This window comes from Caulobacter segnis (genome assembly GCF_023935105.1).
GTDB classification, from domain to species: domain Bacteria; phylum Pseudomonadota; class Alphaproteobacteria; order Caulobacterales; family Caulobacteraceae; genus Caulobacter; species Caulobacter segnis_B.
In genome coordinates, this window is the sequence record NZ_CP096040.1 from 2,245,769 (window position 1) to 2,270,999 (window position 25,231).

25 protein-coding genes are annotated in these 25,231 nt (G+C 67.4%); 11 read left to right on the plus strand and 14 right to left on the minus strand.

Going from position 1 to position 25,231, the window contains the following annotated elements; genetic code table 11:
* Positions 1-99: 99 nt before the first annotated feature.
* The 3 genes from MZV50_RS10905 to MZV50_RS10915 are packed head-to-tail and all read left to right on the plus strand — an operon-like array spanning position 100 to position 4,164.
* Positions 100-1,389, plus strand: a complete 1,290-nt coding sequence (locus MZV50_RS10905) for a cytochrome c (RefSeq protein ID WP_252634594.1) — start codon at positions 100-102, stop codon at positions 1,387-1,389.
* A 7-nt stretch (positions 1,390-1,396) separates the two neighbouring features.
* A complete protein-coding gene (locus MZV50_RS10910; RefSeq protein WP_252634595.1) occupies positions 1,397-1,861 on the plus strand; it encodes a (2Fe-2S)-binding protein in 465 nt (154 codons plus the stop codon).
* Positions 1,858-4,164, plus strand: a complete 2,307-nt coding sequence (locus tag MZV50_RS10915; RefSeq protein WP_252634596.1) for a xanthine dehydrogenase family protein molybdopterin-binding subunit — start codon at positions 1,858-1,860, stop codon at positions 4,162-4,164. The genes MZV50_RS10910 and MZV50_RS10915 overlap by 4 nt, the downstream gene beginning before the upstream one ends.
* 22 nt (positions 4,165-4,186) lie before the next feature.
* Here the strand turns inward: MZV50_RS10915 and chrR are convergent, their stop codons facing one another.
* The 4 genes from chrR to MZV50_RS10935 all read right to left on the minus strand — a co-directional run bounded on the left by chrR (position 4,187) and on the right by MZV50_RS10935 (position 7,630).
* Positions 4,187-4,825, minus strand: coding sequence for a cadmium/peroxide/UV radiation responsive anti-sigma factor ChrR (gene chrR / locus MZV50_RS10920; protein ID WP_252634597.1), 639 nt, complete (start codon positions 4,823-4,825; stop codon positions 4,187-4,189).
* Positions 4,822-5,382 carry a sigma-70 family RNA polymerase sigma factor gene (locus MZV50_RS10925; RefSeq protein WP_354668932.1) on the minus strand — a complete coding sequence of 187 codons (561 nt, stop codon included), beginning with the start codon at positions 5,380-5,382 and terminating at the stop codon, positions 4,822-4,824. Before MZV50_RS10925 ends, chrR begins: the two co-directional genes overlap by 4 nt.
* 107 nt (positions 5,383-5,489) lie before the next feature.
* Positions 5,490-6,260 carry a DUF1365 domain-containing protein gene (locus tag MZV50_RS10930; protein ID WP_252634598.1) on the minus strand — a complete coding sequence of 257 codons (771 nt, stop codon included), beginning with the start codon at positions 6,258-6,260 and terminating at the stop codon, positions 5,490-5,492.
* A 2-nt stretch (positions 6,261-6,262) separates the two neighbouring features.
* Positions 6,263-7,630, minus strand: a complete 1,368-nt coding sequence (locus MZV50_RS10935; RefSeq protein WP_252634599.1) for an NAD(P)/FAD-dependent oxidoreductase — start codon at positions 7,628-7,630, stop codon at positions 6,263-6,265.
* A gap of 143 nt (positions 7,631-7,773) precedes the next feature.
* Here MZV50_RS10935 and MZV50_RS10940 point away from each other — a divergent pair, with 143 nt between their 5' ends.
* Positions 7,774-8,175, plus strand: coding sequence for a DUF2177 family protein (locus MZV50_RS10940; RefSeq protein WP_252634600.1), 402 nt, complete (start codon positions 7,774-7,776; stop codon positions 8,173-8,175).
* Between the two features lie 29 nt (positions 8,176-8,204).
* On the opposite strand, the gene MZV50_RS10945 is transcribed toward MZV50_RS10940, so the two are convergent.
* Together MZV50_RS10945 and MZV50_RS10950 are read right to left on the minus strand one after the other, a co-directional pair.
* Positions 8,205-10,286 carry a hybrid sensor histidine kinase/response regulator gene (locus tag MZV50_RS10945; RefSeq protein WP_252634601.1) on the minus strand — a complete coding sequence of 694 codons (2,082 nt, stop codon included), beginning with the start codon at positions 10,284-10,286 and terminating at the stop codon, positions 8,205-8,207.
* A complete protein-coding gene (locus MZV50_RS10950; RefSeq protein WP_289781916.1) occupies positions 10,270-11,769 on the minus strand; it encodes an ATPase domain-containing protein in 1,500 nt (499 codons plus the stop codon). The genes MZV50_RS10945 and MZV50_RS10950 overlap by 17 nt, the downstream gene beginning before the upstream one ends.
* Positions 11,770-12,022: 253 nt before the next feature.
* On the opposite strand from MZV50_RS10950, the gene MZV50_RS10955 reads away from it, so the two are divergent.
* The 4 genes from MZV50_RS10955 (at position 12,023) to MZV50_RS10970 (ending at position 15,857) form a co-directional block, all read left to right on the plus strand.
* Positions 12,023-12,370, plus strand: coding sequence for a DUF883 family protein (locus tag MZV50_RS10955; protein ID WP_252634603.1), 348 nt, complete (start codon positions 12,023-12,025; stop codon positions 12,368-12,370).
* Positions 12,371-12,411: 41 nt separating this feature from the next.
* On the plus strand, positions 12,412-12,597 hold the full coding sequence (locus MZV50_RS26580) for a DUF3606 domain-containing protein (RefSeq protein WP_252634604.1): 186 nt from the start codon (positions 12,412-12,414) through the stop codon (positions 12,595-12,597).
* Between the two features lie 154 nt (positions 12,598-12,751).
* A complete protein-coding gene (locus tag MZV50_RS10965) occupies positions 12,752-13,579 on the plus strand; it encodes a DUF1206 domain-containing protein (protein WP_252634605.1) in 828 nt (275 codons plus the stop codon).
* A gap of 133 nt (positions 13,580-13,712) precedes the next feature.
* Positions 13,713-15,857, plus strand: a complete 2,145-nt coding sequence (locus MZV50_RS10970) for a catalase (protein WP_252634606.1) — start codon at positions 13,713-13,715, stop codon at positions 15,855-15,857.
* 33 nt (positions 15,858-15,890) lie between these two features.
* Here the strand turns inward: MZV50_RS10970 and MZV50_RS10975 are convergent, their stop codons facing one another.
* Both MZV50_RS10975 and MZV50_RS10980 read right to left on the minus strand, forming a co-directional pair.
* Positions 15,891-16,118 carry a DUF6894 family protein gene (locus MZV50_RS10975; RefSeq protein WP_252634607.1) on the minus strand — a complete coding sequence of 76 codons (228 nt, stop codon included), beginning with the start codon at positions 16,116-16,118 and terminating at the stop codon, positions 15,891-15,893.
* Between the two features lie 184 nt (positions 16,119-16,302).
* Positions 16,303-17,064 carry a Crp/Fnr family transcriptional regulator gene (locus MZV50_RS10980; RefSeq protein ID WP_252634608.1) on the minus strand — a complete coding sequence of 254 codons (762 nt, stop codon included), beginning with the start codon at positions 17,062-17,064 and terminating at the stop codon, positions 16,303-16,305.
* Positions 17,065-17,311: 247 nt separating this feature from the next.
* Here MZV50_RS10980 and MZV50_RS10985 point away from each other — a divergent pair, with 247 nt between their 5' ends.
* Entirely contained in the window at positions 17,312-18,007 is a 696-nt protein-coding gene (locus MZV50_RS10985) for a Crp/Fnr family transcriptional regulator (RefSeq protein ID WP_252634609.1), read from the plus strand.
* A 65-nt stretch (positions 18,008-18,072) separates the two neighbouring features.
* Here MZV50_RS10985 and MZV50_RS10990 read toward each other — a convergent pair whose 3' ends face one another.
* Genes MZV50_RS10990 through MZV50_RS11000 form a run of 3 tightly spaced genes read right to left on the minus strand, consistent with a single transcriptional unit; the run spans position 18,073 to position 19,485 of the window.
* The gene (locus MZV50_RS10990; protein WP_252634610.1) at positions 18,073-18,300 is read right to left on the minus strand and encodes a hypothetical protein; all 228 of its coding nucleotides are present in this window, start codon (positions 18,298-18,300) and stop codon (positions 18,073-18,075) included.
* Complete coding sequence (locus MZV50_RS10995) at positions 18,297-18,542, minus strand: hypothetical protein (protein WP_252634611.1); 246 nt, start codon at positions 18,540-18,542, stop codon at positions 18,297-18,299. The genes MZV50_RS10990 and MZV50_RS10995 overlap by 4 nt, the downstream gene beginning before the upstream one ends.
* 10 nt (positions 18,543-18,552) lie before the next feature.
* Positions 18,553-19,485: an iron-containing redox enzyme family protein gene (locus MZV50_RS11000; RefSeq protein WP_252634612.1), complete on the minus strand. Its 933-nt coding sequence runs from the start codon at positions 19,483-19,485 to the stop codon at positions 18,553-18,555.
* 452 nt (positions 19,486-19,937) lie between these two features.
* Between MZV50_RS11000 and MZV50_RS11005 the strand changes: the two genes are divergently transcribed.
* Positions 19,938-20,297, plus strand: coding sequence for a hypothetical protein (locus tag MZV50_RS11005; RefSeq protein ID WP_252634613.1), 360 nt, complete (start codon positions 19,938-19,940; stop codon positions 20,295-20,297).
* Here the strand turns inward: MZV50_RS11005 and MZV50_RS11010 are convergent.
* Positions 20,278-21,123, minus strand: coding sequence for an NAD(P)H-hydrate dehydratase (locus MZV50_RS11010; RefSeq protein ID WP_252634614.1), 846 nt, complete (start codon positions 21,121-21,123; stop codon positions 20,278-20,280). The genes MZV50_RS11005 and MZV50_RS11010 overlap by 20 nt on opposite strands.
* Positions 21,120-21,884, minus strand: a complete 765-nt coding sequence (locus MZV50_RS11015) for a histidine phosphatase family protein (protein WP_252634615.1) — start codon at positions 21,882-21,884, stop codon at positions 21,120-21,122. The genes MZV50_RS11010 and MZV50_RS11015 overlap by 4 nt, the downstream gene beginning before the upstream one ends.
* Before the next feature lie 96 nt (positions 21,885-21,980).
* On the opposite strand from MZV50_RS11015, the gene MZV50_RS11020 reads away from it, so the two are divergent.
* Positions 21,981-24,437 (plus strand): ATP-binding protein, encoded by a 2,457-nt coding sequence (locus tag MZV50_RS11020; RefSeq protein ID WP_252634616.1) that lies wholly within the window; start codon positions 21,981-21,983, stop codon positions 24,435-24,437.
* On the opposite strand, the gene MZV50_RS11025 is transcribed toward MZV50_RS11020, so the two are convergent.
* Positions 24,434-25,225: a DUF6683 family protein gene (locus MZV50_RS11025; RefSeq protein WP_252634617.1), complete on the minus strand. Its 792-nt coding sequence runs from the start codon at positions 25,223-25,225 to the stop codon at positions 24,434-24,436. The genes MZV50_RS11020 and MZV50_RS11025 overlap by 4 nt on opposite strands.
* Between the last annotated feature and the right edge of the window lie 6 nt (positions 25,226-25,231).

A 25,231-nucleotide genomic window follows, 5' to 3' on the forward strand; every position in this document is an offset into this window, starting at 1 on the left:
GCCTTGCCTGGGGCGGAGTTTGCTTTCAAGCTCCCCGCATCTGGCCTTGTTGCGGAAGCAGCGTCGAGCGTCCGCCCGAGACCGCCAGGAGGCCCTCTCGTGCTGAAACGTATCCTCGTCGGGTTCCTGGCTCTGGCGGTCGTGGGGCTGGTTGGCTTCGGCGTCTTCGCTTGGCGCCCGTCGATCGGCAAGATCGCGCCGCCTGCGCCGACCAGCTTCTCCCTGGACATGGTCGCGCGAGGCGAGGTGCTCGCGGGGGCGGGGTATTGCTCGACCTGTCACACCACCAAGGGCGGGCAGCCATTCGCCGGCGGCTACCCGATGAAGACCAGTTTCGGTGTGATCTACTCGACCAACATCACGCCCGACCCCAAGACGGGGATCGGCGCCTGGTCGGAAGCGGCGTTCAGTCGGGCGCTGCGCGAGGGCGTCGGCCGCGACGGTTCGCACCTCTTCCCGGCCTTGCCCTATGATCACTTCACCAAGCTGTCGGACGCCGACGTCTCGGCCCTCTACGCCTACATGATGACGCGGCCGGCCGTCGTCGCGCCGGCCAAGCGCAACGGCATTCCCTTCCCGCTGAACATTCGCGCCTTGCAGGCCGGCTGGAAGCTTCTGTTCTTCAAGCCGGGGCGCTTCGAGCCCGACAAGACCAAGAGCCCGGAATGGAACCGCGGCGCCTACCTGGCCGAAGGCCTTAGCCACTGCGGCGCCTGTCATACGCCGCGCAACGCCCTTGGGGCCGAGAAGCGCGACAAGGCCTTCGCCGGGGCCGCGATCGACAATTGGATCGCGCCGCCGCTGACCGCCGCCAATCCTTCGCCCGCGCCCTGGGACCGGGCCGAGCTGATCGCCTATCTGCGGACTGGCGTCAGCCGCTATCACGGTGTCGCCGCCGGTCCGATGGCGCCCGTGGTGCACGATGGCCTGGTCAAGTTGCCCGACGCCGACATTCAGGCCCTGGCGGTCTATTTCGCCGATCTAGACGCCGCCGCGGGCAGGTCGGGGGCCTTGGCTCCGGCCTTGCAACGGGCCGCCGCCGCCGATCGCCTGAACGTCGGGCCGCAGAACGACCCGTCCGCGCGCCTCTACACGGCCGCCTGCGCTTCTTGCCACTATAACGGCGTCGGCCAGCCCAACCCGCTGCGGCCCGATCTGGCGCTGAACAGCGCCGTCAATCTGGACGACCCGACCAATCTGATCCGGGTGGTGCTGTACGGCGTCAGCGCCCGTGATGGCGCGCCGGGGGTGGTGATGCCCGGCTTCAGCCGCTTCAGCGACGCCGACGTCGCCAAGCTGGCGGCCTATCTGCGCGCCACGCGCACCGACAAGCCTGCCTGGCCGGACCTCGACAAGAAGGTCGCGGCGATCCGCGCGCAGGAGAAGTGAGCCAGCCATGACCCAGTTCACGATCAACGGCAAAGCTGTCTCCATAGACGCCGACGAGGATACGCCCCTGCTGTGGGTGATCCGCGACGACATCGGCCTGACCGGCACCAAGTTCGGCTGCGGGATCGGCATGTGCGGCGCCTGCACGGTCCATGTCGGCGGGCGAGCGACACGCTCGTGCATCACCCCGCTCAGCGCCGTCGACGGGGCCGAGGTGACGACGATCGAGGGGCTGGACCCGGCCGGCCAACACCCGGTGCAGCAAGCGTGGCTGGAGCTCCAGACCCCGCAATGCGGCTACTGCCAGTCCGGTCAGATCATGCAGGCCGCCGCCATGCTGAAGGACTTTCCCAAGCCTTCGGACCAGGACATCGACGCCACCATGAGCGGCAATCTATGCCGCTGCATGACCTATGCCCGTATCCGCGCGGCCATCAAGCAGGCCGCCGCCGCGATGGAGGTGAAGTCGTGAGCCGGCTGCTTCCCAAGGGCGAGCTGGGCGTTCTGTCGCGCCGCAACTTCCTGATCGCGTCGACGGGCGCGGGACTGGCCTTCGGCTTCTCGGCGCTGGTCGAGGCGGCGATGGATCCAGCCGTTCCCGGCGGCGCGCCGGCGGCCAAGGCCGGGCCGCAGTTCGAGCCCACCCTGTGGTTCGCCATCGATGGCGATGGCATCGTCACCGTCAACATCATCCGCGCCGAGATGGGCCAGCACGTGGGCACGGCGCTGGCCCGCATTCTCGCCGACGAACTGGACGTAGCCTGGGACAAGGTGCGCATCGTCCATGTCGACACCGATCCCAAGTGGGGGCTGATGGTCACCGGCGGCAGCTGGTCGGTGTGGCAGACCTTCCCGATCTTCAGCCAAGCCGGCGCGGCCGGGCGCATCGCGCTGGTCGAGGCCGGGGCCAAGCTGCTGAACGTCTCGCCAGCTGGCGGGACGGCGCGCGGCGGCATTGTCCATGTCGGCGGCAAGTCGATCTCCTATGGCGATATCGTCAAGCGCGGCGGCGTCGCGCGGACGTTCACGCCCGAGGAACTAGCCAAGCTGCCGATCAAGCCGGCGGGTGAGCGCAAGCTGATCGGCAAGCCCGGCAAGGCCCTGGACATCGTCGCCAAGACCAACGGCACGGCGGTCTATGGCATCGACGCCAAGGTTCCGGGCATGGTGTTCGCTCGGCCCAAGCTGCCGCCCACGCGCCATGGGGCCAAGGTGCTGTCGGTCGACGATGGCGCGGCCAAGGCGATCAAGGGCTATCTGCGCTGCCTGGTGATCGAGGACCCTTCCGACACCGTGCCTGGCTGGGTTCTGGTGATCGCGCAAAGCTATCCGGCCGCGCTGCGCGCTTCGGAAAAGGTCAAGGTGAAGTGGACCGCGGGGCCGGGCGCGACCGTGTCCGAAAAGGACCTGCAGGACCACGCCGCCAGCCTGATCGCCAAGCCCGATGGCGGCGCGCTGCTGGAGAACAAGACCGCCGACACCGCTCCGGCCTTCAAGGCCGCCAAGTCGGTGCTGGAGCAGACCTATACCGCCGCCACTGTGCTCCACTTCCAGCTCGAACCGCTGAACGCCCTGGCCTTCGAGAAGGACGGGGTGATGGAGATCCATACCGGCAACCAGTGGCAGAGTCTGATCCTGCCGACCCTGGCCAAGGCGCTGGCTCGGCCTGAGAACCATATCGTCATGCGCACCTACATGCTGGGCGGCGGTTTCGGGCGGCGGCTGAACGGCGACTACGCCGTACCGGCGGCCCTGGCGGCCAAGGCGTTGGGGCAGCCGGTGAAGCTGATCCTGACGCGCGAGGACGACGTGCGCTTCGACTCGGTGCGGTCGCCTTCGGTCCAGACGGTGCGCATGGCCTTCGATGGCGCGGGCGCCATCCTGGCCCATGAGCACCACGCCGCCGCCGGCTGGCCGACCCTGGCCAACGCGCCGGCTCTGATGCCCAAGGGCAAGAATGGCGTGGCCTATGACCCGTTCGCCATCTCGGGGGCCGATCATTGGTACGAGGTCGGCGCCCACAAGGTGCGGGCCATCAACAACGACCTGGCCAACGAGACCTTCCGTCCTGGCTGGCTGCGATCGGTCGGACCAGGGTGGACCAACTGGGCGGGCGAGAGCTTCATCGACGAGGCGGCTCACCACCTGAAGACCGACCCGGTCGCGCTGCGCCTGAAGCTGCTGACGGGCGCGGGCGCCAATGCCGGGAGCGACGCCAGCACGAAGGGCGGCGCCAAGCGCCAGGCCGAGGTGGTGCGTCGCGCGGCCGAAGCCGCCGGCTGGGGGCAGGCCCTGCCGAAGGACACCGGCCTGGGGCTGGCCACCAGCTTTGGTCAGGAACGCGACATGCCCACCTGGGTGGCGTGCGTGGCGCGTGTCCATGTGGATCGCGCCAGCGGCGTGGTCACGGTGCAGAAGCTGACGGTGGTCACCGACGCCGGAACCATCGTCGACCCCGATGGGGCGCGCGCCCAGACCGAAGGCGCGACCCTGTGGGGCCTGAGCATGGCCCTGCACGAGGGAACCGAGTTCGTGAACGGCGAGGTCAAGGACCTGAACCTCGACACCTATACGCCGCTACGGATCTCCGACACGCCGGAGCTGGACATCCAGTTCGTCGACAGCATCGAGGTTCCCGTGGGCCTGGGCGAGCCTGCGACGACCGTGGTGGCGCCGGCCGTCGCCAACGCGATCTTCCGCGCCGTCGGCGTGCGCCTGCGGCACATCCCGATCACCCCGGCCGACGTGCTGCGGGCGTTGTCGGCGAAGACCTGACGGCGCCGCGCGCCGACGGCGACTAGAGGCGGACGAACGGCGCCAGCAGCCGGCCGAGCTTTCCCGGCAGCACGATCTGGCCGTCCAGCGCCGCCACGCACAGGCAAGGCTCGGCGGACACGACGCGCGGCTGGTGCGTCACGTTGGGATCGGCCTCTTCGAAATCACCCGCGGAGAAGACGCCATCCTCGGTGGCATAGGCGCCGCTGATGACGCAGGTCAGTTCCAGACCGCCGTGCGTGTGGCGCGGCGTACATTGGCCTGGCGCTATCCGCAGAAGAATGACCCGGCAATCGCCGTCCCGCGGGCCGATCACGTCCCGAACATGGACACCGGGGCCCAGCCACCGCCAGCGGCCGAGCGGGAAATGGCGCAGCGGCGCCGGCAGCGAAGGATCCGCGCCGGCGGGAGGCGTCGGCGTCTCGGATGCCGAGGGCGCGTTCAGGCGCGCCAGCGTCGCGTCACGCGCGTCGGCGTCGAGCGCGACCGGATCGAGATTTTCCAGGACGTCGCCGCCGACCGCCCGCCCCAGATCCGTCCAGGCGCGCGTCTCAGGACGCAACGCCAGATGGGTGGCGACGACGACGGCTTCCGGGGGGCTCAGCGTGCCGGCCGCGAACGCCAGCAGGCGCTCTTCGCTGGGTTGGCGTCGAAGGCTCATGCCACGCCTCCAGACTCGCGCTCAATGAAGGCGCGAAGTTTCATCATTCCGAACCGGATGCGAGCCTTGATCGTTCCGAGCGGCACGCCCAGGGCCTGGGAGATCTGCATATGGGTCTGCTCTTGGAAGAAGGCCATTTCGATCGCCTGGGCCTGATCCGGGTTCAGGGACTTGATCGCGGCCCTGACGCGTTGGGCGTCCTGGGCGCCGCTCAGGATGACGTCGGGTTGGGGCGGATCCTCGGCGTCCGGCGCGAAGTCCTCGGCATAGACGGCGCGATCCGCCCGGCGCAGGCCGTCGATGCGCAGGTTACGCGCGATCGTGAAGATCCAGGCCGCCGCCGACGCGCGCGTGGGATCGAACAGGTGCGCCTTGCGCCAGACCGTCAACAGGGTCTCCTGCGCCAGCTCCTCGGCCGCGGAGGCCGGGGACCCGCTCCGGATCAGCAGCGCCTTCACGCGCGGGGCGTAGTGATCGAACAGGGCCGCGAACGCCTCGCGGTCGCCGTTCGCGGCGATCAGCGTGACACAGGTGTTGAAATCCCGTGGCGCGGTCACGGCGCGAAAGCCTCCAGGGCGATTGGGATCAAGCTGAGTCGCATGCATGGCCATGATACGGAACACATCGGCGATCGGATGCTGGCGCGCGCCAAAATCGCTTCAGGTCAGGCGGGGCCTCCCAAGGTCACGGCCTGGGCCGGCGGCGGTGGACGGCGGCGAAGGCCGATGCCGCGCGCCAGGATTCGCGCGGCTTCCCAGTGGATGCCCGCGATCACCTTGAGGCTCAGCAGCGGATGGCGCAGCCAGGCCTTCGCCAGTCCGCCGTCGGTCAGAGGCGCGCGCTGGCCTTCGAAGGTCGCGGTCAGGACCAGGTCCTCTCCCCGGCGGACCGAAATCCGGACCGCGACGGCCTCGCCAGGCGGCAGGACCTCGAAATCATAGACCAGGTCCATGTCCATGAACGGAGAGACGAAGAAGCGCTTCGGCACCGTCTGGCGCACCGGCGAGGTTTCCTCTTCGGGCGTCGCCGCAAGATAGCTGTGCCGCTGGCCAAAGGTGTTGCGCACCTCATAGAGGATCGCCGCCAGGGAGCCGTCGGCGCGGTGACAGAAGTACAGGCTGAGCGGATTGAAGCCGTAGCCGAGAATACGCGGCATGCAGAGCAGCCGCACCGGCCCGTCGGCGACGATGCCGGCGTCCGCCAACAGGCGATGGGCGTACGGCTTCAGCGCCATTCCTCCTCGATCGCCATGGTCGGCGGCACGAAAGGAGAGCAGGCCAAAGCGCCCCGATCCCAGGAGCCGCAACCGCGACAGCACATCGGGCAGCTCGTCCAGGTCCAGCAGCAGCATGAAAATGCGATAGCGCAGCCGGTGCGGCCTCGGGGAAAGCCGCCGGTGGGCGACGACGCCTTCGTAGATGGCCGATGCGGTCATGATCAGGCGGCCTCTTCGAATTCGGGCCCTCCGGCGTAGGGGATCCGGTCGTTCTGGCCGGCCACTTGCCAGGGACGACGGACGCCGCCGAGTTGCTCGGCGACGGCGAGGCCCGCCTGCAGGCCATCCTCGTGGAAGCCTGCACCGAAATAGGCGCCGCAGAACCAGGCGCGGCGCGCGCCCTGCAGCGTCCACAGGTCCTTCTGGGCCGTCAGGGCGGTGGCGTCGAAGTGCGGATGCTCGAAGGTCCGGGTCTGATGGACGAGGTCCTCGCGCGGCTCGAGGTGCGGGTTGAGCGTGACGAATAGCGGCGGCGTCTGACGCAGGCTCTGCAGGTGGTTCATCCAATAGCTGACGCATCCACTGGCCGGATCGTCCCGGCGTCCCAGATGGTTCCAGCTGGCCCAGGCCAGGCGGCGGCGTGGCATCAGCCGGCGGTCCTGATGCAGCACGACCTGGTTGGGCGTGTAGCGGAACGCTCCGAGTATCGCGCGCTCCCTCGCGTCCGCGTCGGTCAGCAGGCCAAGGGTGGTCGGCGCGTGGGTGGCGAACACCACGTGGTCGAACGCGGTCTCCCGGCCGTCGCGTTCGACGATCCGCACGCCATCATCGCCTCTCAGCACGGCCTCGATGCGGGCCGAAACCCTGACGCGCCCGCGGAACGCCGCGGCCAGGCCGTCCACGTAGCGGCGGCTGCCGCCGTCGACCGTTCGCCAGGTGCGCCGGCCCACGAACCTCAGCAGGTCATGGTTCTCGAAGAAACGGATGAAGGCCGCCGCCGGGTGCTCGCCAGCGCCCTCGATGCTGGCCGACCAGATCGCCGCGGCCATCGGCAGCAGATGATCCTGCTGTAGCGCCGCGCCATAGGCGTGCTGGCGCAGATATTCGCTCAGCGAAACGACCGGATCCAGCGTCGCCAGGTGCCCCGGAGCGGTGCGATAGAAGCGATTGAGGTCGCGCAGCATCGACCAGAAGCGCGGTTTCAGCAGCGCGCTGGGCTGGGCGAAAAGCGAGGCCAGGCTCCGGCTGCCGTACTCCAGGTCGCCATCGTCGAGCGAGATGGCCAACGACATGTCGGCTGGCTTGGTGGGCGTGCCGAGATGCCGGAACAGCGCCGTCAAGTTCGGATAGTTGACCTCGTTGTAGACGATGAAGCCCATGTCGACCGAGATCGGGCCGCCGGGCGAGGGAACCTCGACGGTATGGGCGTGCCCGCCCAGCTGGTCGGCGGCCTCGTACAGGGTGACGTCGTGGCGTTGGCTCAGAAGCCAGGCGCAGGACAGGCCGGAGACGCCGGCCCCGATCACGGCGATCCGCGACGGCGCGGCCTGGCTGGGCGAGGGCGTGAACGGGTACGGCGCGGCCTGCATGGAAGTCTCCTGGCGTCGGGCGCGAGGGGGATGATCGATGGGAGTTACGGTCGAAACCGCGAGATGGACGGATGCATCCGCCACGATTTTTCGGACGTAACCCGGTTCATGATCTCGAAATCCCGCCCCAGGAGGCGTTCGCCATGAAAATCTTGATCGCCTATGCCAGTTCACTGGCGGCGTTCCTCGCGCTCGACTTCGTCTGGCTGAGCCTGATGGTCCAGCGCCTGTACCGGCCGGCGCTGGGCGACTTGCTAGCCGAGCGACCCCGGATGTTGGCGGCCGCGACCTTCTATCTGGCCTACGCGGCCGGTCTGGTGTTCCTGGCCATCGTTCCGGCGATCAAGGACGGCCACGCTGGCCGCGCCGCGCTGAATGGACTGGTGTTCGGCGCCGTGGCCTACGCGACCTACGACCTGACCAACCAGGCGACGCTGCGGATCTGGTCGACGAAGGTCACGATCGCCGACATCGCCTGGGGCGCGGTCGCCACGGCCTTGGCTTCGCTGGCGGGCTATCTCGTGGTGCGCGCCGTCGCCCGATAGAGACCCTCGCGGCGGGTTTTCCGTCCGCCTTAGGCGGACGGCATCATTTCGCCGATCTTGGCCGCCAGCACGTCGAGGGCGAACGGCTTGCTGATCATCTGCATGTTGGATCCCAGGAAGCCGGCGCGGATGGCCGCATTCTCGGCGTAGCCGGTGATGAACAGGATCGCCAGGTCCGGCCGGGCGTCGCGCGCCGCCTCCGCCAGTTGTCGACCGTTCATTCCCGGCAGGCCGACGTCGGAGATCATCAGATGGATGGGCTCCCGCGACTGCAGCACACCGATCGCCGCTTGCGGTTCGGCGACCTCGATGGCGCGATAGCCGAGCTCTTCGAGCACCTCCCGGACCAGCAAGCGCACCGCGCTTTCGTCCTCGACCAGCAGGACCGTCTGGCCCGCGCCGTCCACGGCGGCGGGCGGCCTGGCCGGAAGCGGCGCGGCGACCTCGTCGTTGGCGAGGGGCAGGAATATCTTAACCGTCGCGCCCTGGCCGGGCTGGCTATGGATGCGGACGTGGCCGCCGCTTTGCCTGGCGAAGCCGTAGACCATTGAAAGGCCGAGCCCCGTTCCCTGGCCGATCGGCTTGGTGGTGAAGAACGGGTCGAAGACCTTCTCAAGGATGTCCGGCGCCATCCCCACGCCAGTGTCCGACACGGCGATGACCACGTATTTTCCAGGCCGGGCCTCGGGCCTGTTTTCGACGTAGCGCGCGTCGATTTCGATCGAGCTGGTTTCGATGGTCAGGCGGCCGCCATTGGGCATGGCGTCGCGCGCGTTGATCGCCAGATTGAGAATGGCGCTCTCGAGCTGGTTGGCGTCCGCCACGGCTGGGGCGTCCGCCGACAGCCGCAGATCGACGGTGATCTGTTCGGACACCGTGCGCTTGATCAGGTCGTCCAGCGACAGCACCAACGCATTGACGTCGAGCGCCCTGGGGGCGAGCGATTGGCGCCGTGAGAACGCCAGAAGGCGGTGCGTGAGACCCGCGGCGCGATGGGCCGAAGCCAGCGCCGTGTCCATGTAGCGATCGATGTCTTCGTCGCGTCCGGCCGCGCGCCGGCGGTTGATCATGTCGAGCGCGCCGATGACGCCCGTCAGCATATTGTTGAAATCGTGAGCGATGCCGCCGGTCAGCTGGCCGACCGCCTCCATCTTCTGGCTCTGACGCAGAGCCGCTTCGACCCCCGCCCGCCGCTCCATTTCGCTCTCCAGAGCGGCCGTGCGCTCGCGCACCCGCTGCTCGAGCGCCTGCGCCGTCAGGCGCAGCATCTCTTCGCCCTGAACATGATCGGTGACGTCGGCGACGAAGACGTGGAAGCCGTCGACTTCTCCGTTGGCGTCGCGGCGGGGGAGGTAACGGATGTCGGCGTCGCGTCGACGGCCATCCGCATGGGGCCAGGGCAGGATGAAGTGGGCCGGTTCGCCCGCCAAGGCCCGCCGCATCGCTGGCAGGCGGTCGGAGAGGCCCTCCGCGCCGACGATCTCGCCGACATGGCGACCGAGGACCTCGGCCGGCTCCCGGTAGAACCAGTCCGCGTACGCCCTGTTGGCGAAACGATAAATCAGTTCCTTGTCGATGAAGCCGATCAACACGGGCAGGGCGTCGGCGATCAGGCGCACCTCGGCTTCGCTGGCGGCGAGGGCGGTTTGGCTGGCCTGCAGTTCGGCGAGGCGGTCGCGCAGATCGAACTGACGCGCGCGTGCCCGAAGGGCCGTGTCCACGGCGCTGAGCAGCGAGACCGAACTCAGCGGCCGTTCCAGAACGATCAGATTGGTCGTCAGATCGCCCAGCGCCAGGCGCGCGAGCTCCGCGCCGCCTGGATGACGTGCATTGCGCGCCACCAGCAGGATGAACGGCGTGTCCGACCATTCTGGCTGCCGTTCGAGGGCTTCGCGCAGGGAGGACAGGTCGCCCCGCAAGGCCTCGTCGGTGACCAGCACGACGCCCGTATGTTCGTCCAGATGCTCGGCGAGCGCCTGTGGGGTCGGGCACGATTTGGAGGCTAGGTTCTTGCTTTCGACCAGGCGCGCGATGCTGCTGGCGTCGCGCCCATAGGGCGCGGCGATCAGGACACGACTTCCTTCGGGAACGCGCCTATTCGGCAAGAGCACGGTCTTCCATCAAAGGACCGCCTTTTCCGACATATTCCGGGGTCCCCGTCATCACACCTCTGAATTGCGTGAGCGGTTCACCAACGCGGACACCGCCACTATCGATGCGAAGTTCACGGATGGTGTCTTCGTGCGGTCCGCCCCGGTTCTTCAGGATCGAGATCGCCTTGCGGATGCGCCCGTCGGCCTCGAAGAACCGGATCAGCACCACGGCGTCCGCGACATAGGAGACGTTGAGCGAGGTCGCCATCCCGCCCACAAGCCCGGACTGCGGATTGATCAGCAACGTCACAACGCCTTGCTGGTTCAGGTAGGACAGCATCTCGTGCATCTGCAGGATCAGCTGCTTTTCCTCCGGCATGGCGGCCAGGTAGCCGTTGAGGCTGTCGATCGCCACCATCCGCACGCCGCGCGTTTCAATCTCTCGGCGGAGGATCGCGGCGAACTCGCCTGGCGACATCTGGGCCGGATCGATCTGATGGATCGTGAGAAGTCCTCTGTCGATGTGATGCTGGAGGTCCATGCCCATGGCCAACGCGCGCACCATCAGCGTGCCGACCCGCTCGTCGAACTCGAAGAGCGACGCGCTTTCACCGCGCGCGCAGGCGGCGTCCAGATACTGCAAGGCGATGGTCGACTTGCCTGAACCGGCGGGCCCTGTCAGCAGGGTGCATGTGCCGCGCAGGGGACCGCCGGACAGCAAGAGGTCGAGTTCGGCCACGCCGCTCGGCGTGGGTTCGCCGACGAACGGCGCATGATGTTCGGCCGCGACCAGGCGAGGAAAGACCTGCAGCCCGCCGCGCCGTATCTCCATGTCGTGATAGCCGGCGGTGAAATCGACCCCGCGCAGCTTCTGAACCTGCAATCGCCGGCGCGCGGCGCCGAACTCCAGGGTCAGGCGCTCGAGCGTGACGACCCCGTGGCAAAGACTATGGAGGTGGCTGTCACGCCCCCCTTCGTTGCTGGTCAGGTCGTCGACCAGCAGGACGGTGCAGGCGCGGGTGGCGAAATACTGCTTCAGCGCCAGAACCTGACGCCGATACCGGAGCGGATCCTGGGCGAGGAGACGCATTTCCGAAAGGCTGTCGAACACCACGCGGGTGGGCGACGCGCGTTCGACCTCGTTCTGGATGAGCTTGATCGTCCCCCCGAGTTCGATTTCCCAGGGATGCAGGATCGATTGCTGGCGGCCCTCGCCCAGAACCTCCTCGGCCGAGGACAGCTCGAAGAGATCGATCTTGTCGAGATCCCATCCGTGCGATGTCGCGACGCCACGCAACTCCTCGGCCGTCTCGGAAAGGGTGATGTAGAGGACGCGCTCGCCAGCGGCGACGCCTTCGCGCAGAAACTGAAGACCCAGCGTGGTCTTGCCCGAGCCGGGCTCGCCTTCGACGAGGTAGAGGCGGTTGGCTGGCAGGCCGCCCTTCAGGATGAGGTCCAATCCCTCATTGCCCGTGGAAATGCGGGATCCCCCGTCTGACATAGATGAATACCCTTCCGCGGATTCGACCGCACGGCCATGCTTCAACGGTTCTGGGCCGATTACGTTGCGGTGTCTGTTCAGAAGTCGACCCGCCCTTTCAATATGAACTTAGGCAGGTGTCGGGCGTCTGGTTGTCCGCGGCGGTTTCCGCCCCCTAGGGGCGTCATCCGATGAGCGCAGGAACGAACGGTCATGGCTCCAGTTTTGTCTTCCTGGGTGCGACCACCGGTCGCCACGGACGAGGGAAGACGAGATGTCCGACTATACCACCAACGACAGAGACGCCTTCATCGGAGAGCTCGGCGACGACTTTCCAGCCCGCGAAGGCGAACGAAGCTTCAAGGCGGCCAAGGCTTCCGCGAAAGCGGCGGCGGCCAGCGTCAAGGAGGTCGCCGGGAGCGTCCTGGACGAAGCTCGCGAGCGGGTTCGTGACCTGACCGATGAAGCCGCTGGCGAGGCCCAGCATCGTTATCGCGACCTGGAGGCCTGGGTCCAACTCCGGCCCGCGCGCGCGATTGGCGTCGCCGCCGCTGTCGGCGTTCTTCTCGGCTTGCTCATGCGCGGACGCACGACACGCGTCGTCTATGTGCGCGATCGCTGACGGTGTTCGGGCCCGTCTAATAGCAACGAGATGGAAAGCTGATGTCGGACGACAAGAGCAGGCGTGGTCCGGAGGACGCCTCCAGGATTAGCCTTAGCGAGGCCTACGAGGTCTCCTACTGGACGCGGGAGCTGGGTGTTACCCGGGATGAACTGGCCCGAGCCGTTGTCGAAGTGGGTAACAGCGCGGCAGCCGTTCGCGCCTATTTCCAACGCGGCGCCCACTGACAGCTGGAACGCCGTCGAGGGGCGTGTGCGGCGCGGCGGATCGGAAGGTCGTTGAGGAACGGCGTCGGTGAAACCGCGTTCCGCCAACCTCCGCCATGGCGACGATGCGACGATGGGAAAAGTCAGGCTGGCGCCCCGTGATTTCAGGACGAGCTTGCGGCGCTGGACGCGGCAGGCGGATCTATCCGTCTGGCTGGAGCGTGCTTCACGCCTCGGCTATGCGGCGCGGGGCCTGGTCTATCTTGGCATGGGCGTCTTGCTTCTCCTGGCCGCGGTCGATCTGGCGCCCCGAGCGCGTGGCGCCAAGGCGATGCTGGCCGCCTGGACCGACTGGCCGCTGGGCCTGGCGCTGATCGGCCTGGTCGCCTGCGGCCTGACGGGTTTCGCCCTCTGGCGAGTCCTGCAGGCGCTCTTCGACGCCGACCGGCATGGGGCGTCGGCCAAGGGGCTGGCGGTGCGCGCCGGGCAGGCGGTCAGCGGGCTGGTCTATGGCGGTCTGGCGCTTTCGGCATTCGAACTCCTCGACGCCGTCGAGGATGTGGGTGAAGCCGACGAGGAGCAGAAGGCCCGTGGCCTGGCCTCCAGCCTGCTGGTGCTGCCTCATGGCGACCTCCTGCTGATGCTGGCCGGCCTCGTGTTGCTGGGCGTGGGCTTGGGCAATGTCATCCAGGGCGTGGCCCAGGACTTCGCCAAGAGGCTGGGCTGTGGCCCGCGCCTTTGCCGGCGCATCGTGCCGCTGGCCCGCATCGGCTACGGCGCGCGCGGTCTGGCGACGCTGCCGGCAGGCTATTTTCTGTTCAAGGCGGGGATGGAGGCCAAGAGCGCCGACGCCCGCAGCTGGGGCGGAGCCTTGCAGACCATCGAGCAGCAGCCATTCGGGTCGGCGGTATTGGCGCTGCTGGCCTTGGGGCTGATCGCTTTTGGCCTCTTCGCCATGGCCGAGGCGCTCTTCCGCCGTATCCGCGCCGATGCGGTGGTCTAGAGGCAAGCGCTGCCGCCGCCCGATGTGAGCTTGGCCGCTCAATCCTCCGCCGCGCGATCACCCATCATTAGACGAGTGCGGAAACTTCCCGTTCGCCGATGGTTTCAGATCGAGCAATTCGTGGAGAACGATGATGGCCGGCACCGTGGGCAAGGACCAGGGCGCGATTTCGCACGCTCAGACTTTCGACAATCAACCCGGCGCCGCCGGCGAAACGCACCAGATCGCGCCGGCGGGCGGCGAGGTGCTGACGACCTCCCAGGGCGTGCCGGTCGCCGACGACCAGAACACGCTGCGCGTCGGCGAACGCGGCCCGGCCCTGCTCGAGGACTTCCATTTCCGCGAGAAGATCTTCCACTTCGACCACGAGCGCATCCCCGAGCGTGTCGTCCACGCCCGTGGCTACGGCGTGCATGGGGTCTTCACCCTCAACGAGTCCCTTGCGCAGTACACGACCGCCAAGGTGCTGACCGAGGTCGGCGAACAGACGCCGATGTTCGTGCGCTTCTCGACGGTGGCCGGCAACAAGGGCTCGTTCGACCTGGCCCGCGACGTGCGCGGCTTCGCCGCCAAGTTCTACACCAAGGAGGGCAACTGGGACCTCGTCGGCAACAACATCCCGGTGTTCTTCATCCAGGATGCGATCAAGTTCCCCGACCTCGTCCACGCGGCCAAGCCCGCGCCGGACCGTGAGTTCCCGCAGGCCCAGACCGCCCACGACAATTTCTGGGACTTCATCACCCTGACGCCCGAGTCGATGCACATGATCATGTGGACCATGTCGGACCGGGCGATCCCGCGCGGCTTCCGGTTCATGGAAGGCTTCGGCGTCCACACTTTCCGGCTCATCAATGCCGAGGGGAGCAGCACCTTCGTCAAGTTCCACTTCAAGCCCCGCCTGGGGCTGCAGTCGGTGATGTGGAACGAGGCTGTGAAGATCAACGGCGCCGACCCCGACTATCACCGCCGCGATCTGTGGGACGCCATCGATCTTGGAGCGCCGCCCGAATGGGACCTGGGCGTGCAGCTGTTCGACGACGCCTTCGCCGAGCAGTTCGAGTTCGATGTGCTGGATCCGACCAAGATCATTCCCGAGGAGCAGATTCCGGTCCGGATCATCGGCAGCTTCGTGCTGAACGGACTGGTCGACAACTTCTTCGCCGAGACGGAGCAGGTAGCCTTCTGCACCCAGAACGTCGTTCCCGGCATAGGCTTCTCGAACGACCCGCTGCTGCAGGGCCGGAATTTTTCGTACCTGGACACCCAACTGAAGCGGCTGGGCGGCCCCAACTTCACGCATATCCCGATCAATGCGCCGCGCTGTCCGATGCACAACTTCCAGCAAGATGGCCACATGGCCATGCGCAACCCCAAGGGCCGCGCCAACTACGAGCCCAACACGTGGGGTGGTCCGCGCGAGAGCCCGACGACCGGCTATCGCCATTTCGCCGAACCGGTGAGCGGCCAGAAGGGGCAGCTGCGGCCCGAGTCGTTCGGCGATCACTACAGCCAGGCCCGGCAATTCTTTATCAGCCAGGCGCCGATCGAGCAGAAGCACATCGGAGACGCCCTGGTCTTCGAACTCTCCAAGTGCGAACGCGTCGACATCCGCCAGCGCATGGTCGGCCATCTGCTGAACATCGACGAGAAACTGGCCAAGGCCGTGGCGAGTGGCCTGGGCATGAAGACCATGCCCGAGCCCGCGCGAGCGCAACGGCCGACCCGGATGGATCTGCCGCCCTCCGACGCGCTCAGCATCGTCAAGCGGATCCCGGGGACGTTCGAGGGGCGCAAGCTGGGCATCCTCGTCACCGATGGCGCGCCGTCGGCGCTGGTGACCGCGTTGACCGAGCGCGTGAAGGCGCTGAAGGCCGTCTACGAGATTGTCGCGCCGCACATCGCCGGCGCGGAGCTCGACGACGGCACGCTGGTCGAGGCGAAACAGAAGATCGATGGCGGGCCGTCGGTTCTCTACGACGCGGTGGCGCTGGTCGTGTCGGAGGCGGGCGCCAAGACGCTTTCCAAGGACAAGACGGCGCTCGATTTCGTCAACGACGCCTTCGCTCATGGCAAGTTCATCGGCCACACGGCGTCGGCCAAGACCTTGTTCCAGAAGGCTGGCGTCGAACAGGGCGACGAGGGCGTCGTCCTGCTGGAGACCGTCGAGGACGTGGCAGAATTCCTGCGGGCATGCGGCCAGCTGCGCGTGTGGGATCGCGAGATCAAGAACGATCTCGACGCCGAAGGATTCCTTGAGGCAAACGACGTCACCTACTGATCGGCAGGGCGCGCCGCCATCGCGGCGCGTCCGTCAGCCGCCCTGGTCGCCAGAGGCGGATCCGCTCCAGATCACCATGTTCGCCTCGTCGCGCACGGATAGCCTCACGGTCACCGCGCCATCATTGGACAGAGCGTGGTCGCGAACGATCTCCGACACGAGCAGCAAAGCCTGGCGGATCGCCGCGTCGTCATCGAAGGCTTCAACGATTTCCGTCGTCGTGGCGCCGTCACTGACGATGTCGAAGTGATAGCTAGTCATGGCCGCATCGTTCGCTTTCGGTCGCGGCGATAAAGCCGCTTCATTCTTGGTCCCAGACCCCGCGATCACGGGCGAACTGGCCTTCAGGCAAGGCGTCGCGCCGGCGACCGTTCCCCTCCCATTCGCTCACTTCGGGTTTTTGGCCGTTTGAGCGAGCGGAAGGCGAGGGGCGGCGATCAATTGATCATTGGCCTCTCCGGCCAACGCCCTTGTCGGAAAAGGGCGGCGGCGGATCCTCCTGGTCACGCTGCGGACGTAGAAGTTCGGGGTCGAAGCCGGCGACGGCGGTCAGGCGATCCCAGTCCTGGATGCGAAGCACCCCGTTGCGCAAACTGGCCAATCCATCCTCGCGCAAGGCGCGCAGCACCCTGTGGATATGGACCACCGACAAGCCCAGCGCGTCGGCTATGTCGACCTGAACCGCCGGAAAGGCGCATTCGCCCTCCTTGGCTAAGGCCAGGCTCCTTTGCCGCCAATAGATTTCGCACAACAGATTGGCCGTGCGCGCCACGGCCGACCTGCGGCCGAGGCTGACCATCCAGTTTCGCTGCGTCCGCGCCTCGGTCAGCGTCGCGCGGCAGAGGGCGCCGAGCAGGCTGGCGTGATCCTGCAGCATGGACTTGAGCTCGCGCGGCGTGACCTTGCGGACTTCGCATGGCCCCAAGGCCCGCATGCCGTGATCGATCCCGGTGAAGAGCCCGCCGAGATCGATAAGGTCGCCTGGGGTCGCGATTCCATAGATCTGCCGAGCGCCGTCCGGCAGCGCCATTTCCTTGATCGCCAGACCGCGGGCCAGCAGGCGCAGCTGCGAACGTGCGCCCGCGGCGAAGATCAGGTCTCCGGCCTGAAACGTCTCGGCGCTTACGGCGCAAGCGGCAAGCCGTTCGCGAACACCCTCCCGCAAAGGGCCAAAGCGGTCGAGGCTGGCGATCAAAAGACGGTTCAAGAGCGCCCGCCCTTAGGCGCGCGAAAGGCCGCCGTGGCGGCGGCGACGCGAGCGACGCAACGAATGAACCAACCGACGAGCAAGAAAGTCTCCGCGTGAGCCGGATGCGATAGGCCGACCGACGGTGACGCGCGTTAACCTAGGTTATTCGCCGCGATCTTTGTTTCGGCGAGAGGATCCCAATCAGAAGGTTCGTCTGTTGAACGTCATGTCTTCAGCACCCACGATCACGCCCTTGATCGAGAAGATGTCCCGTCGCGACGTGATCTCCGCGGCCGAACGCGACGCCCTGATGGGTCTGCTCGGACCCATCAGAACCGTGCCGGCCGGCCGGCCGATCGTCGAGCCCGGCGACCGGCCCAGCTTCAGCACGTTCGTGGTCAGCGGCTTCTGCGCGCGTTTCAGCCTGACGCCCAACGGCGGGCGGCAACTGACCGAAATCAACGTGGCCGGTGACTTCGTCGACCTGCATAGCCTTTTGATGCGTCAGATGGACCATGGCGTGGTGGCCCTGGCGGACTGCGTCATCGCGCCGGCCGCCCACGACGCCTTGCGGCGTCTCACCGAGACCCATCCCCACCTGACCCGGCTGCTCTGGCTGGAAACCGTGGTCGACGGCGCCATCCATCGCCAGTGGCTGGTCACTATGGGCCAACAGAACGCGGCCAGCCGTCTGGCCCATCTGCTTTGCGAGCTCTACTGCCGTACGGAAGCGGCCGGGCTGGCGTCGGATCACAGGTTCCCGTTACCGATGACCCAGGCCGATCTGGGCGACGTCCTCGGACTGACCCAGGTGCATATCAACCGGGTTCTGATGGAACTGCGCCGACAAGGGCTGGTCGAGTGGAAGGCCGGGCAGGTCACGCTCAACGACTGGGACGCCTTGGTGAAGTTGGGCGCGTTCGATCCAACCTATCTGCGGCTGCAGAGCGATCCGGTCTGACCTGCGACGTCAAATGATCGCGGCGGAACACGCGCGGCCATCGTGGGCTTATGGCACACGCATTTTCAGGCCGCCTTCGCCGTTGGCGCGGGCGCGACCGCAAGCGAGGTCCGCGCCTGGACAATGTGTTTGATCACCAAGGCCGCGGCGATCCTGCGCGTCGGGCTCAGGCCGCAAGCGCGCAGCGCGCCGTCGGAACCGTGTGTTTCCCAACGCCAGCCTCCAAGCCCGTCTGGACGGATCGAAAAGCGAATGATCGGCCCAGGCTCCGGAAACTGAGCGATCGGGTTCATGCCGGCGTTCCGAGGGGACGGGCGGGCGCGATCGGGGCTACCGAGGCCGCGGGCCACTCGCCGACCAGAGCGCGCCGCAGATCCAGCACACGGACGCGGGCGCCGCCAGGATGCGCCGCCGCGAGGCGTCTGGCTTCCCGTTCGGCCTGACCGCCAGTCTCGAAGAACAGGACCTCGCCGGTGTCGCACAGCTTGACCGCCCAGCCTCCGTCGAATGGGGAGACCTCGAACACGCATGCCATCGACGCCTCCCTACTCGGCCGCATAGACGAGCGGATGGGTGTGGGCCCAGAGGTGGGCGCGGTAGGTGTCGAAGCACTGCTCGCCGCAGATCAGGCGCATGATCGCGCCCTCGGCGATGAACCGGGCCCGCGACGGATCTTCCGACACCAGCGGGATCAGCGCCTCGGCGTTCCAGGCCTTGGAGTGCTCGATGTCGAGCTGGGCGTGGAGCGCGAAATACTTCCGGGCTTCGGGCGAGACACCGACGCGCTTCAGACCAGCGTCGACGCAGGCCACGCGGGTGGGGGCCGTCAGTTCGACCACGCCGAGGGCGCCGATCGAGTGCCAGGCGTATCGGCGGGTCGTCGCGAATGCGGTCATGGTGTTGGCCAGGCACAGCGACTGCCAAAGGGTGGTGTCGATGGTCGGCGTCAGGCCCAGGGTCGCCGTCGTTCGCGAAAGCATCGGGCCGTGCATGCCCTTGGCGTTGCCTCGGCCCATCTCGTCCCAGTAGTTGCGGGCCAGCTCAAGCTTGGCGCGGTCGGAAACCTTGACCTGAGTGAGGGCCACCAGGTCGTCGAAGCCGGCCTCGCCGGCGGCCTCCTGGGTCAGGAACCATTTGAGATCCTCGAACGAGGCCGCGCCCTCCAGCCAGTCGAACAGCGGATCCCATTGACCAGGACCGTGGTCCTTCAGGGTTTCGAACCAGGCCACGAAGCCTTCGGCGTCCTGTGGGACCTCGTCGACGAGGGAAGCGACGTGATCGCGGAAAGCTTCGATGAACTCGCCTTCCAGGCGCCTCATCTTGCCCTCGTCGATGAGTTCTTCCCGCCAGTCGACGGCTGGCGCGCGCGGCGAGAGCCGGCGGTGGTTCCAGTGGGCCAGGCCCTTGTGCAGGGCCTCGGCGTCGGGGAATTGCGGGCTAAAAACGCCAAGGCGCGACAGACGATCGCCACCGAACATGCTCGTACTCCGAACGAATGAAGAGGGCGGGCGATGACGCGAGCCGCGCGCACGGCCCGACCCCTATTGAATTGGCCCGCCCCTATGGCGGTGAGTTCGAAAAACGAAGGTGTTCTGACGACGTTCCAATGTCGGCGACCCGTCTCAGACCCAAGGCGCTGAAAACCCCAGCTCCCGTTGGCGGTGCGGCGATCCCATAACGACGAGGGCATTCATTTGATGTTTGTGACGGCCCTGAACCTTGGCCTTCGGAACACCGCCGCTTGGGGATCCGCCGAACGATGCGAAGCGTGGGCTGGGAGGGGGCGGCGGCGTCGAAGCGGATGGCCAACGCCTGATCAAAAGCGCGGATCGTGAACCTCTCACCCGATGGCGGAGTTGATCACGCGCCTAAGCCAGCCAAGAGGACGCCATGTCCAAACCCATCAGCCCGTGGAGCCTGGGCCGCGCGGATGGGCGACCGCGCCTTGTCGGTGAAGCTGCTGGAGGAGGGATACGCCAGGTTCGAGAGCGGCCGCTTTGGGCAGATCCTCGAATACCGTCCCGATCGGTTCCCCGAACAGACGCGAGCCGGCCCCTTCTTCGCGAACATGGGCGGGTTTCTGTACAGCCTGTTGCTCGGCTTTCCGCGTCTCGAACCAAATGGCGAGGCCTTGGAAACCTGGTCCCAGGCTCCCGTCGTCCTGCCGGCGGGATGGCAAGCGATCGAGGTCGACCGGCTCTGGATCCGGGGCAAGCCCATGAAGCTCGTCGCGCGGCAGGGCGAGGTCGCTCGGCTGACGGACGTCGACCTCAGAAGCTCGACAGAATAGGTGGGACCTGGTCGGCGATCTCGCGGGCCAGGAACCCCAGCTTGCCCAGGTTGGCGGCCAGACGCGCGCCAGCCTCGCCGTGCAGATAAACGCCCCAGGCGGCCGCCTGGAAGGGCGTCGCGCCACGCGCTAGCAGGCCCGTGATCAGTCCGCCCAGAACGTCGCCCGATCCTGACACCCCCAACCCAGGACCCCCGCCGGCATAGCGGCCGGCCCGGCCTTGGGGTGAAACGACAAAGGTCGAAGCGCCCTTCATGACCACGAGTGCCTCGAACCGCCGCGCGGCCTGGCGGCCGGCCGCCAGCGGGTCGGCGTCGACCGCGCCTTTGTCCATGTCCAGCAGCCGCGCCATCTCTCCGGCATTGGGCGTGAGCACGAGGTTCGGCTGGCGCCGGGCGGCGGGCACGGCGACAAGGGCGCCGGCGTCGACGACCACCGGATCGCGTGTCTCCAGCGCCAGAAGCGCCGCCGCCAGTCCCGCGCCGTCATCCATCATCCCTGGGCCGATCAGCAGCGCGTCGCATCGAGCGGCGTGCTCCATGACCAGACCGGCCGCCGTGTCGGCCTGGTCGCCTTGAAGCGCCAGGATCCGCGCCTCGGGCAAGGCGACGCTGAGCGGCGCGACGGCCTCCCTGGCCACGGCGACCTGCAGTTTTCCCGCGCCCGCGCGCAGGGCCGCGACCCCGGCCAGCATGGCGGCGCCAGCCAGTTCGGCGCCGCCGCCGACCACGAGGACCTGGCCTCGGCCATGCTTGCCTTCATCGCCAGGTTCCGGAAGCGGATGCGCGCGCATCCAATCCGCGTCGATCGTTTCGATGTTCGTCATCGCGCGGCCACGTTGGCGTCGGGTTGGGCGGTGACGGGGGCGGCTTCTTCCTCCAGGGGCGCGGTGAAGTTATAGCGCGCGAGGATCAGCTCGCCGTCCGGACCGCCGCGGGCGTCGAACCGGTATTCCGTGACGCCGCAGTTGGCGATGTCGGCCTCGCGGTCGATCGCCAGGATCTGTTCCTCGCTAAGGCCCTCGAGCAGGTAGCGCAGGCAAAGCACGACGACCTGATGGGCGACGATCAGGACGCGATCGCCGCCGTGATGAAGGCTCAGCGTATCGATCAGGCTCCTCAGGCGCAGGATGACGTCGCACCAGCTCTCGCCGCCGGGCGGGCGATGATAGAACTTGCCGAGCAGTCGCCGGAATTCGGCTTGCTCTGGAAACTGCATCTCGATGCCGTGACGCGTCAGGCGGTCGAGGACGCCGAACTCCTTTTCGCGCAGGCGCTCGTCGATGCAGAACTTTCGGGTGGGCGTGACGAGCCCCCCGACGTCGCGGATCGCTTGACTGGTCTGTACGGCGCGCAGGTACGGCGAGGACATCACCGTGCAGGGACGCTCGTCCGCCGGCAGCCGAGCGAACCAGCGTCCCAAGGCGCGCGCCTGTTCATGACCGAGTTCGCTCAAGGCCACGTCCATGTCGCGATCGGCGATGTCGATGCGGGCCAAGCCCGCCGCATCGGCCGCGTCTCGCGCGACATTGCCCGCGCTCTGTCCGTGACGGACGATCCACAAACGGGCAGGCCACCGCTGTTCCATTTCCAAGGAACTCACTGAGCCCGCCTTGGTTCGACGCGCCCTTGGCGGGGAGCCTTTCGGGACCGGGTACGTTTGGCAAGCTTGGGCGGGATGGCGATGTCAAGCAAAGACCAGTTCGATCTCTTCAGCGTGTTTCCGGGCGATAGCGAGTTGGCTCGTCGCATGCGCGCGTTCGACTGGTCGCGAACGCCGCTGGGGCCGCCGGAGACTTGGCCGTCGGGCCTGACCGTTCCGCTGAGCATGATGCTCACGTCGCGGTTCGAGATGTGGCTGGGCTGGGGCGAGGCGCTGCATTTCTTCTACAACGACGCCTACGTGCCGACGCTGGGCGTCAAGCATCCATCCGCGCTGGGCCAGCCCTTCCATGAGGTCTGGCGCGAGGTCTATGCCGATGTCCTGCCTCAGGTTCGCTCGGTCATGCTCGAGGGGAAGGCGACCTGGAACAAGGCGCTTCTGCTTCTGCTGGAGCGGAGCGGCTATCCAGAAGAGACGTATCACACCTTCTCCTACAGCCCCCTGCGCGACGGCGACGAGATCCGCGGCTTGATGTGCATCGTCACCGAGGAGACCGAACGCGTGATCAGCGAGCGGCGCCTGGAGACGGTGCGTCGGCTGGGCGAGTGCCTGATCGGCGCGGTGACGCACGAGGCGGTGGTCCAGGGGCTGTGCGACGCCTTGGCCACGAACACCGAGGACTTTCCGTTCGCCCTGGCCTACGGGCAGGATTCATTGGGCGGCCTGTTCGGGTGCGCCGCCACGGACGAAGCGCGCACGCTGCTACGACGGTCCTGGCCTTTGCAGGGGCGCGATGCGCCACGGGACTTCCCGCTGGAAGGCGAGGACTATCCGACGGGCGCGTGGGCCATTCCCCCGACCCGCGCCCTGATCCTGCCGATCCCCGGGGCGGGCGGTCAACGGGCGGCGACCCTGGTGCTCGGGCTCAACCCGCACCGCCGGGGCGACGACGGCCTGATGGACCTGGCGAACCTGATCGTCGATCGCGCCGCCGGGGCCTTCGCCCAGGCCAGCAGCGTCGAGGCCGAGCGCCGCCGCTCCGACCGTATCTGGACCAATGCCCGCGACCTGATGGTCGTGGTGGACGGGGAGGGGATCTTTCGCGCGGTCAGTCCCGCCTGGACACGCATTCTGGGCCACGATGTCGAGGACGTGATCGGTCAGCCGATGGAGGCTTTCGTCTTCCCGGAGGAGGCGGCGATCACGCGCGCGACCCACAACGGCATCATGAAAGGCGCGCAGGTCACGGGGTTCGAGAACCGATACCGGACCAAGTCCGGCGAATGGCGTTGGATCTCGTGGAACACGGCCTTCGAAGACGGCCTGATCTATGGCTATGGCCGCGATGTCACCGACGAGAAGCTTCAGGCCGAGCAACTGCGACTTGCCGAGGACGCCTTGCGGCAGGCCCAGAAGATGGAGGCGATCGGTCAGCTGACCGGCGGCGTGGCTCACGACTTCAACAATCTGCTGACCGTCATCCGCTCGTCGGCCGACCTTCTCCGCAGTCGCGATCTGCCGACGGAACGCCGACGCCGGTATGTCGACGCGATTTCCGACACGGCCGACCGCGCCGCCAAGCTGACCAGCCAGCTCCTCGCCTTTTCGCGGCGCCAGGCGCTAAAGCCCGAACGCTTCAATGTCGCGGCCAGGGTCGAGGCCCTGGGAGATATCCTGCGCTCGGTCCTGGGGGCGCGCGTTCAGCTCGAGATCAAGGTCGATTGCCCCGAATGCGTGATCGAGGCCGATGCCAACCAATTCGAAACGGCGCTGATAAACCTGACCGTCAACGCCCGTGACGCCATGGGCGGCGAGGGGCGGCTCGCCATTCGCATCAACGAGGTCGAGGTCATTCCCGCGATCCGGGGTCACGCCGCCAGCCGTGGCGATTTCGTCAGCGTCTCGGTCGCCGATCACGGTGAGGGCATCGCGCAGAGCGATCTGGCCAAGATCTTCGAGCCGTTCTTCACGACCAAGGACGTGGGGCGGGGCACGGGGCTGGGCCTGAGCCAGGTCTACGGCTTCGCCAAGCAGTCCGGTGGCGACGTGTCGGTTGATAGCCGGCGCGGCGAAGGCTCCACGTTCACGGTCTATCTGCCCCGGGTGAGCGGGCCCGCCGTTTCGACCCAGGCGGCGCCTGTCGCGCCGCGCGCCCGTCATGAGGGCCGCGTGCTCATCGTCGAGGACAACGCCGCGATTGGCGAATTCTCCACTCAGCTGCTGCGAGACTTGGGCTACCAGACCGAATGGGCGGCGAACGCCGCCGAGGCCTTGGAGCGGCTGGAGCATGACGCCGCGTTCGACATCGTGTTCAGCGACGTGGTCATGCCAGGGGTTGGCGGTGTCGAGCTGGCCAAGACGATCAGGACGCGCTGGCCGGCGGTGTCGGTGATCCTTACGAGCGGCTACAGCCACGTATTGGCCCTGGACGCCAATCACGGCTTTCCCCTTCTGCACAAACCGTATTCGGTCGAGGAGCTGTCGCATATCCTCCGGCAAGGCAGATCTGTCCGCGCCCTGTCGCGCGACCCGGCCTAGCCGGCCTGGATGAAGCCGTCGTCAGTCAGGTCCAGTCGACGCAGGTCGACGCCCATCTCGTTGCGAAAGCGGACCACGGCCGCGTCGCCCAGTTGGCCGGCGGTGGCGCGGTCGCCGCGCTTCATGGCGTCCACATAGGCCGCGTGCTGGACCAGGAAGTTCAGCATGAGGGTCTCGGACAGCTCCTGGCGCTGGGCTTCATTCAGGCGGGCATAGCCGGGGTTGGAGGCGATCATCCGCCGCACCTGCTCGCGCACCGCCTGGGCCTGGGCGCGGTTGTTGTCGGCCCCGTTCGCCATCACCCAATTGAGAATCCAGTAGCTGGCCATCGCGTCGGCGGTGTCGCCTGGCCGCAGGCCGTCGGCGCCGACGATCTGGGCCCAGTTTCGCACTGGGTCGCGCCGCGCCATGGCCTGGGCGATCTGGCGGCCGCCGTCGGGACCGGCCTGCTTGCCCATCCAGTCGGCGAACTGCTGGCGCACGCGCGCGCTGACCTCGGGCGAGGCGCGGTAGGTGGTCTGGGTCAAGGCTGGATCGCCGGCCGCGGGATGTCCCGGGGAGCCCGCCGGCGGCGCGGACGGGCGTGACGCCGGCCGTTGGGCCGACCGCGCGTCGCCGCCACGCCTCGAATTGATCGCCGAGTCGACCCGCTGCCGGTTCAGGATGTCCGACATCACGTAGTTGTTCGGCATCACCGTCGGCATCTCCTGAGCCTTGGCGGGCGCCGACAAGGGAATCGCGAGGGCCAGGGCGACAAATACCAGGGGACGGGCGACGCGCGTGGTCATGGGCCG

Excerpts from the sequence above, each read along its gene's own strand:
- MZV50_RS10910 (WP_252634595.1), top strand. The coding sequence starts at position 1,397 with ATGACCCAGTTCACGATCAACGGCAAAGCTGTCTCCATAGACGCCGAC.
- chrR (WP_252634597.1), bottom strand. The coding sequence starts at position 4,825 with ATGAGCCTTCGACGCCAACCCAGCGAAGAGCGCCTGCTGGCGTTCGCG.
- MZV50_RS10930 (WP_252634598.1), bottom strand. The coding sequence starts at position 6,260 with ATGACCGCATCGGCCATCTACGAAGGCGTCGTCGCCCACCGGCGGCTT.
- MZV50_RS10935 (WP_252634599.1), bottom strand. The coding sequence starts at position 7,630 with ATGCAGGCCGCGCCGTACCCGTTCACGCCCTCGCCCAGCCAGGCCGCG.
- MZV50_RS10940 (WP_252634600.1), top strand. The coding sequence starts at position 7,774 with ATGAAAATCTTGATCGCCTATGCCAGTTCACTGGCGGCGTTCCTCGCG.
- MZV50_RS10950 (WP_289781916.1), bottom strand. The coding sequence starts at position 11,769 with ATGTCAGACGGGGGATCCCGCATTTCCACGGGCAATGAGGGATTGGAC.
- MZV50_RS10955 (WP_252634603.1), top strand. The coding sequence starts at position 12,023 with ATGTCCGACTATACCACCAACGACAGAGACGCCTTCATCGGAGAGCTC.
- MZV50_RS26580 (WP_252634604.1), top strand. The coding sequence starts at position 12,412 with ATGTCGGACGACAAGAGCAGGCGTGGTCCGGAGGACGCCTCCAGGATT.
- MZV50_RS10970 (WP_252634606.1), top strand. The coding sequence starts at position 13,713 with ATGGCCGGCACCGTGGGCAAGGACCAGGGCGCGATTTCGCACGCTCAG.
- MZV50_RS10975 (WP_252634607.1), bottom strand. The coding sequence starts at position 16,118 with ATGACTAGCTATCACTTCGACATCGTCAGTGACGGCGCCACGACGACG.
- MZV50_RS10985 (WP_252634609.1), top strand. The coding sequence starts at position 17,312 with ATGTCCCGTCGCGACGTGATCTCCGCGGCCGAACGCGACGCCCTGATG.
- MZV50_RS10990 (WP_252634610.1), bottom strand. The coding sequence starts at position 18,300 with ATGAACCCGATCGCTCAGTTTCCGGAGCCTGGGCCGATCATTCGCTTT.
- MZV50_RS10995 (WP_252634611.1), bottom strand. The coding sequence starts at position 18,542 with ATGGCATGCGTGTTCGAGGTCTCCCCATTCGACGGAGGCTGGGCGGTC.
- MZV50_RS11000 (WP_252634612.1), bottom strand. The coding sequence starts at position 19,485 with ATGTTCGGTGGCGATCGTCTGTCGCGCCTTGGCGTTTTTAGCCCGCAA.
- MZV50_RS11005 (WP_252634613.1), top strand. The coding sequence starts at position 19,938 with ATGGGCGACCGCGCCTTGTCGGTGAAGCTGCTGGAGGAGGGATACGCC.
- MZV50_RS11010 (WP_252634614.1), bottom strand. The coding sequence starts at position 21,123 with ATGACGAACATCGAAACGATCGACGCGGATTGGATGCGCGCGCATCCG.
- MZV50_RS11015 (WP_252634615.1), bottom strand. The coding sequence starts at position 21,884 with ATGGAACAGCGGTGGCCTGCCCGTTTGTGGATCGTCCGTCACGGACAG.
- MZV50_RS11020 (WP_252634616.1), top strand. The coding sequence starts at position 21,981 with ATGTCAAGCAAAGACCAGTTCGATCTCTTCAGCGTGTTTCCGGGCGAT.
- MZV50_RS11025 (WP_252634617.1), bottom strand. The coding sequence starts at position 25,225 with ATGACCACGCGCGTCGCCCGTCCCCTGGTATTTGTCGCCCTGGCCCTC.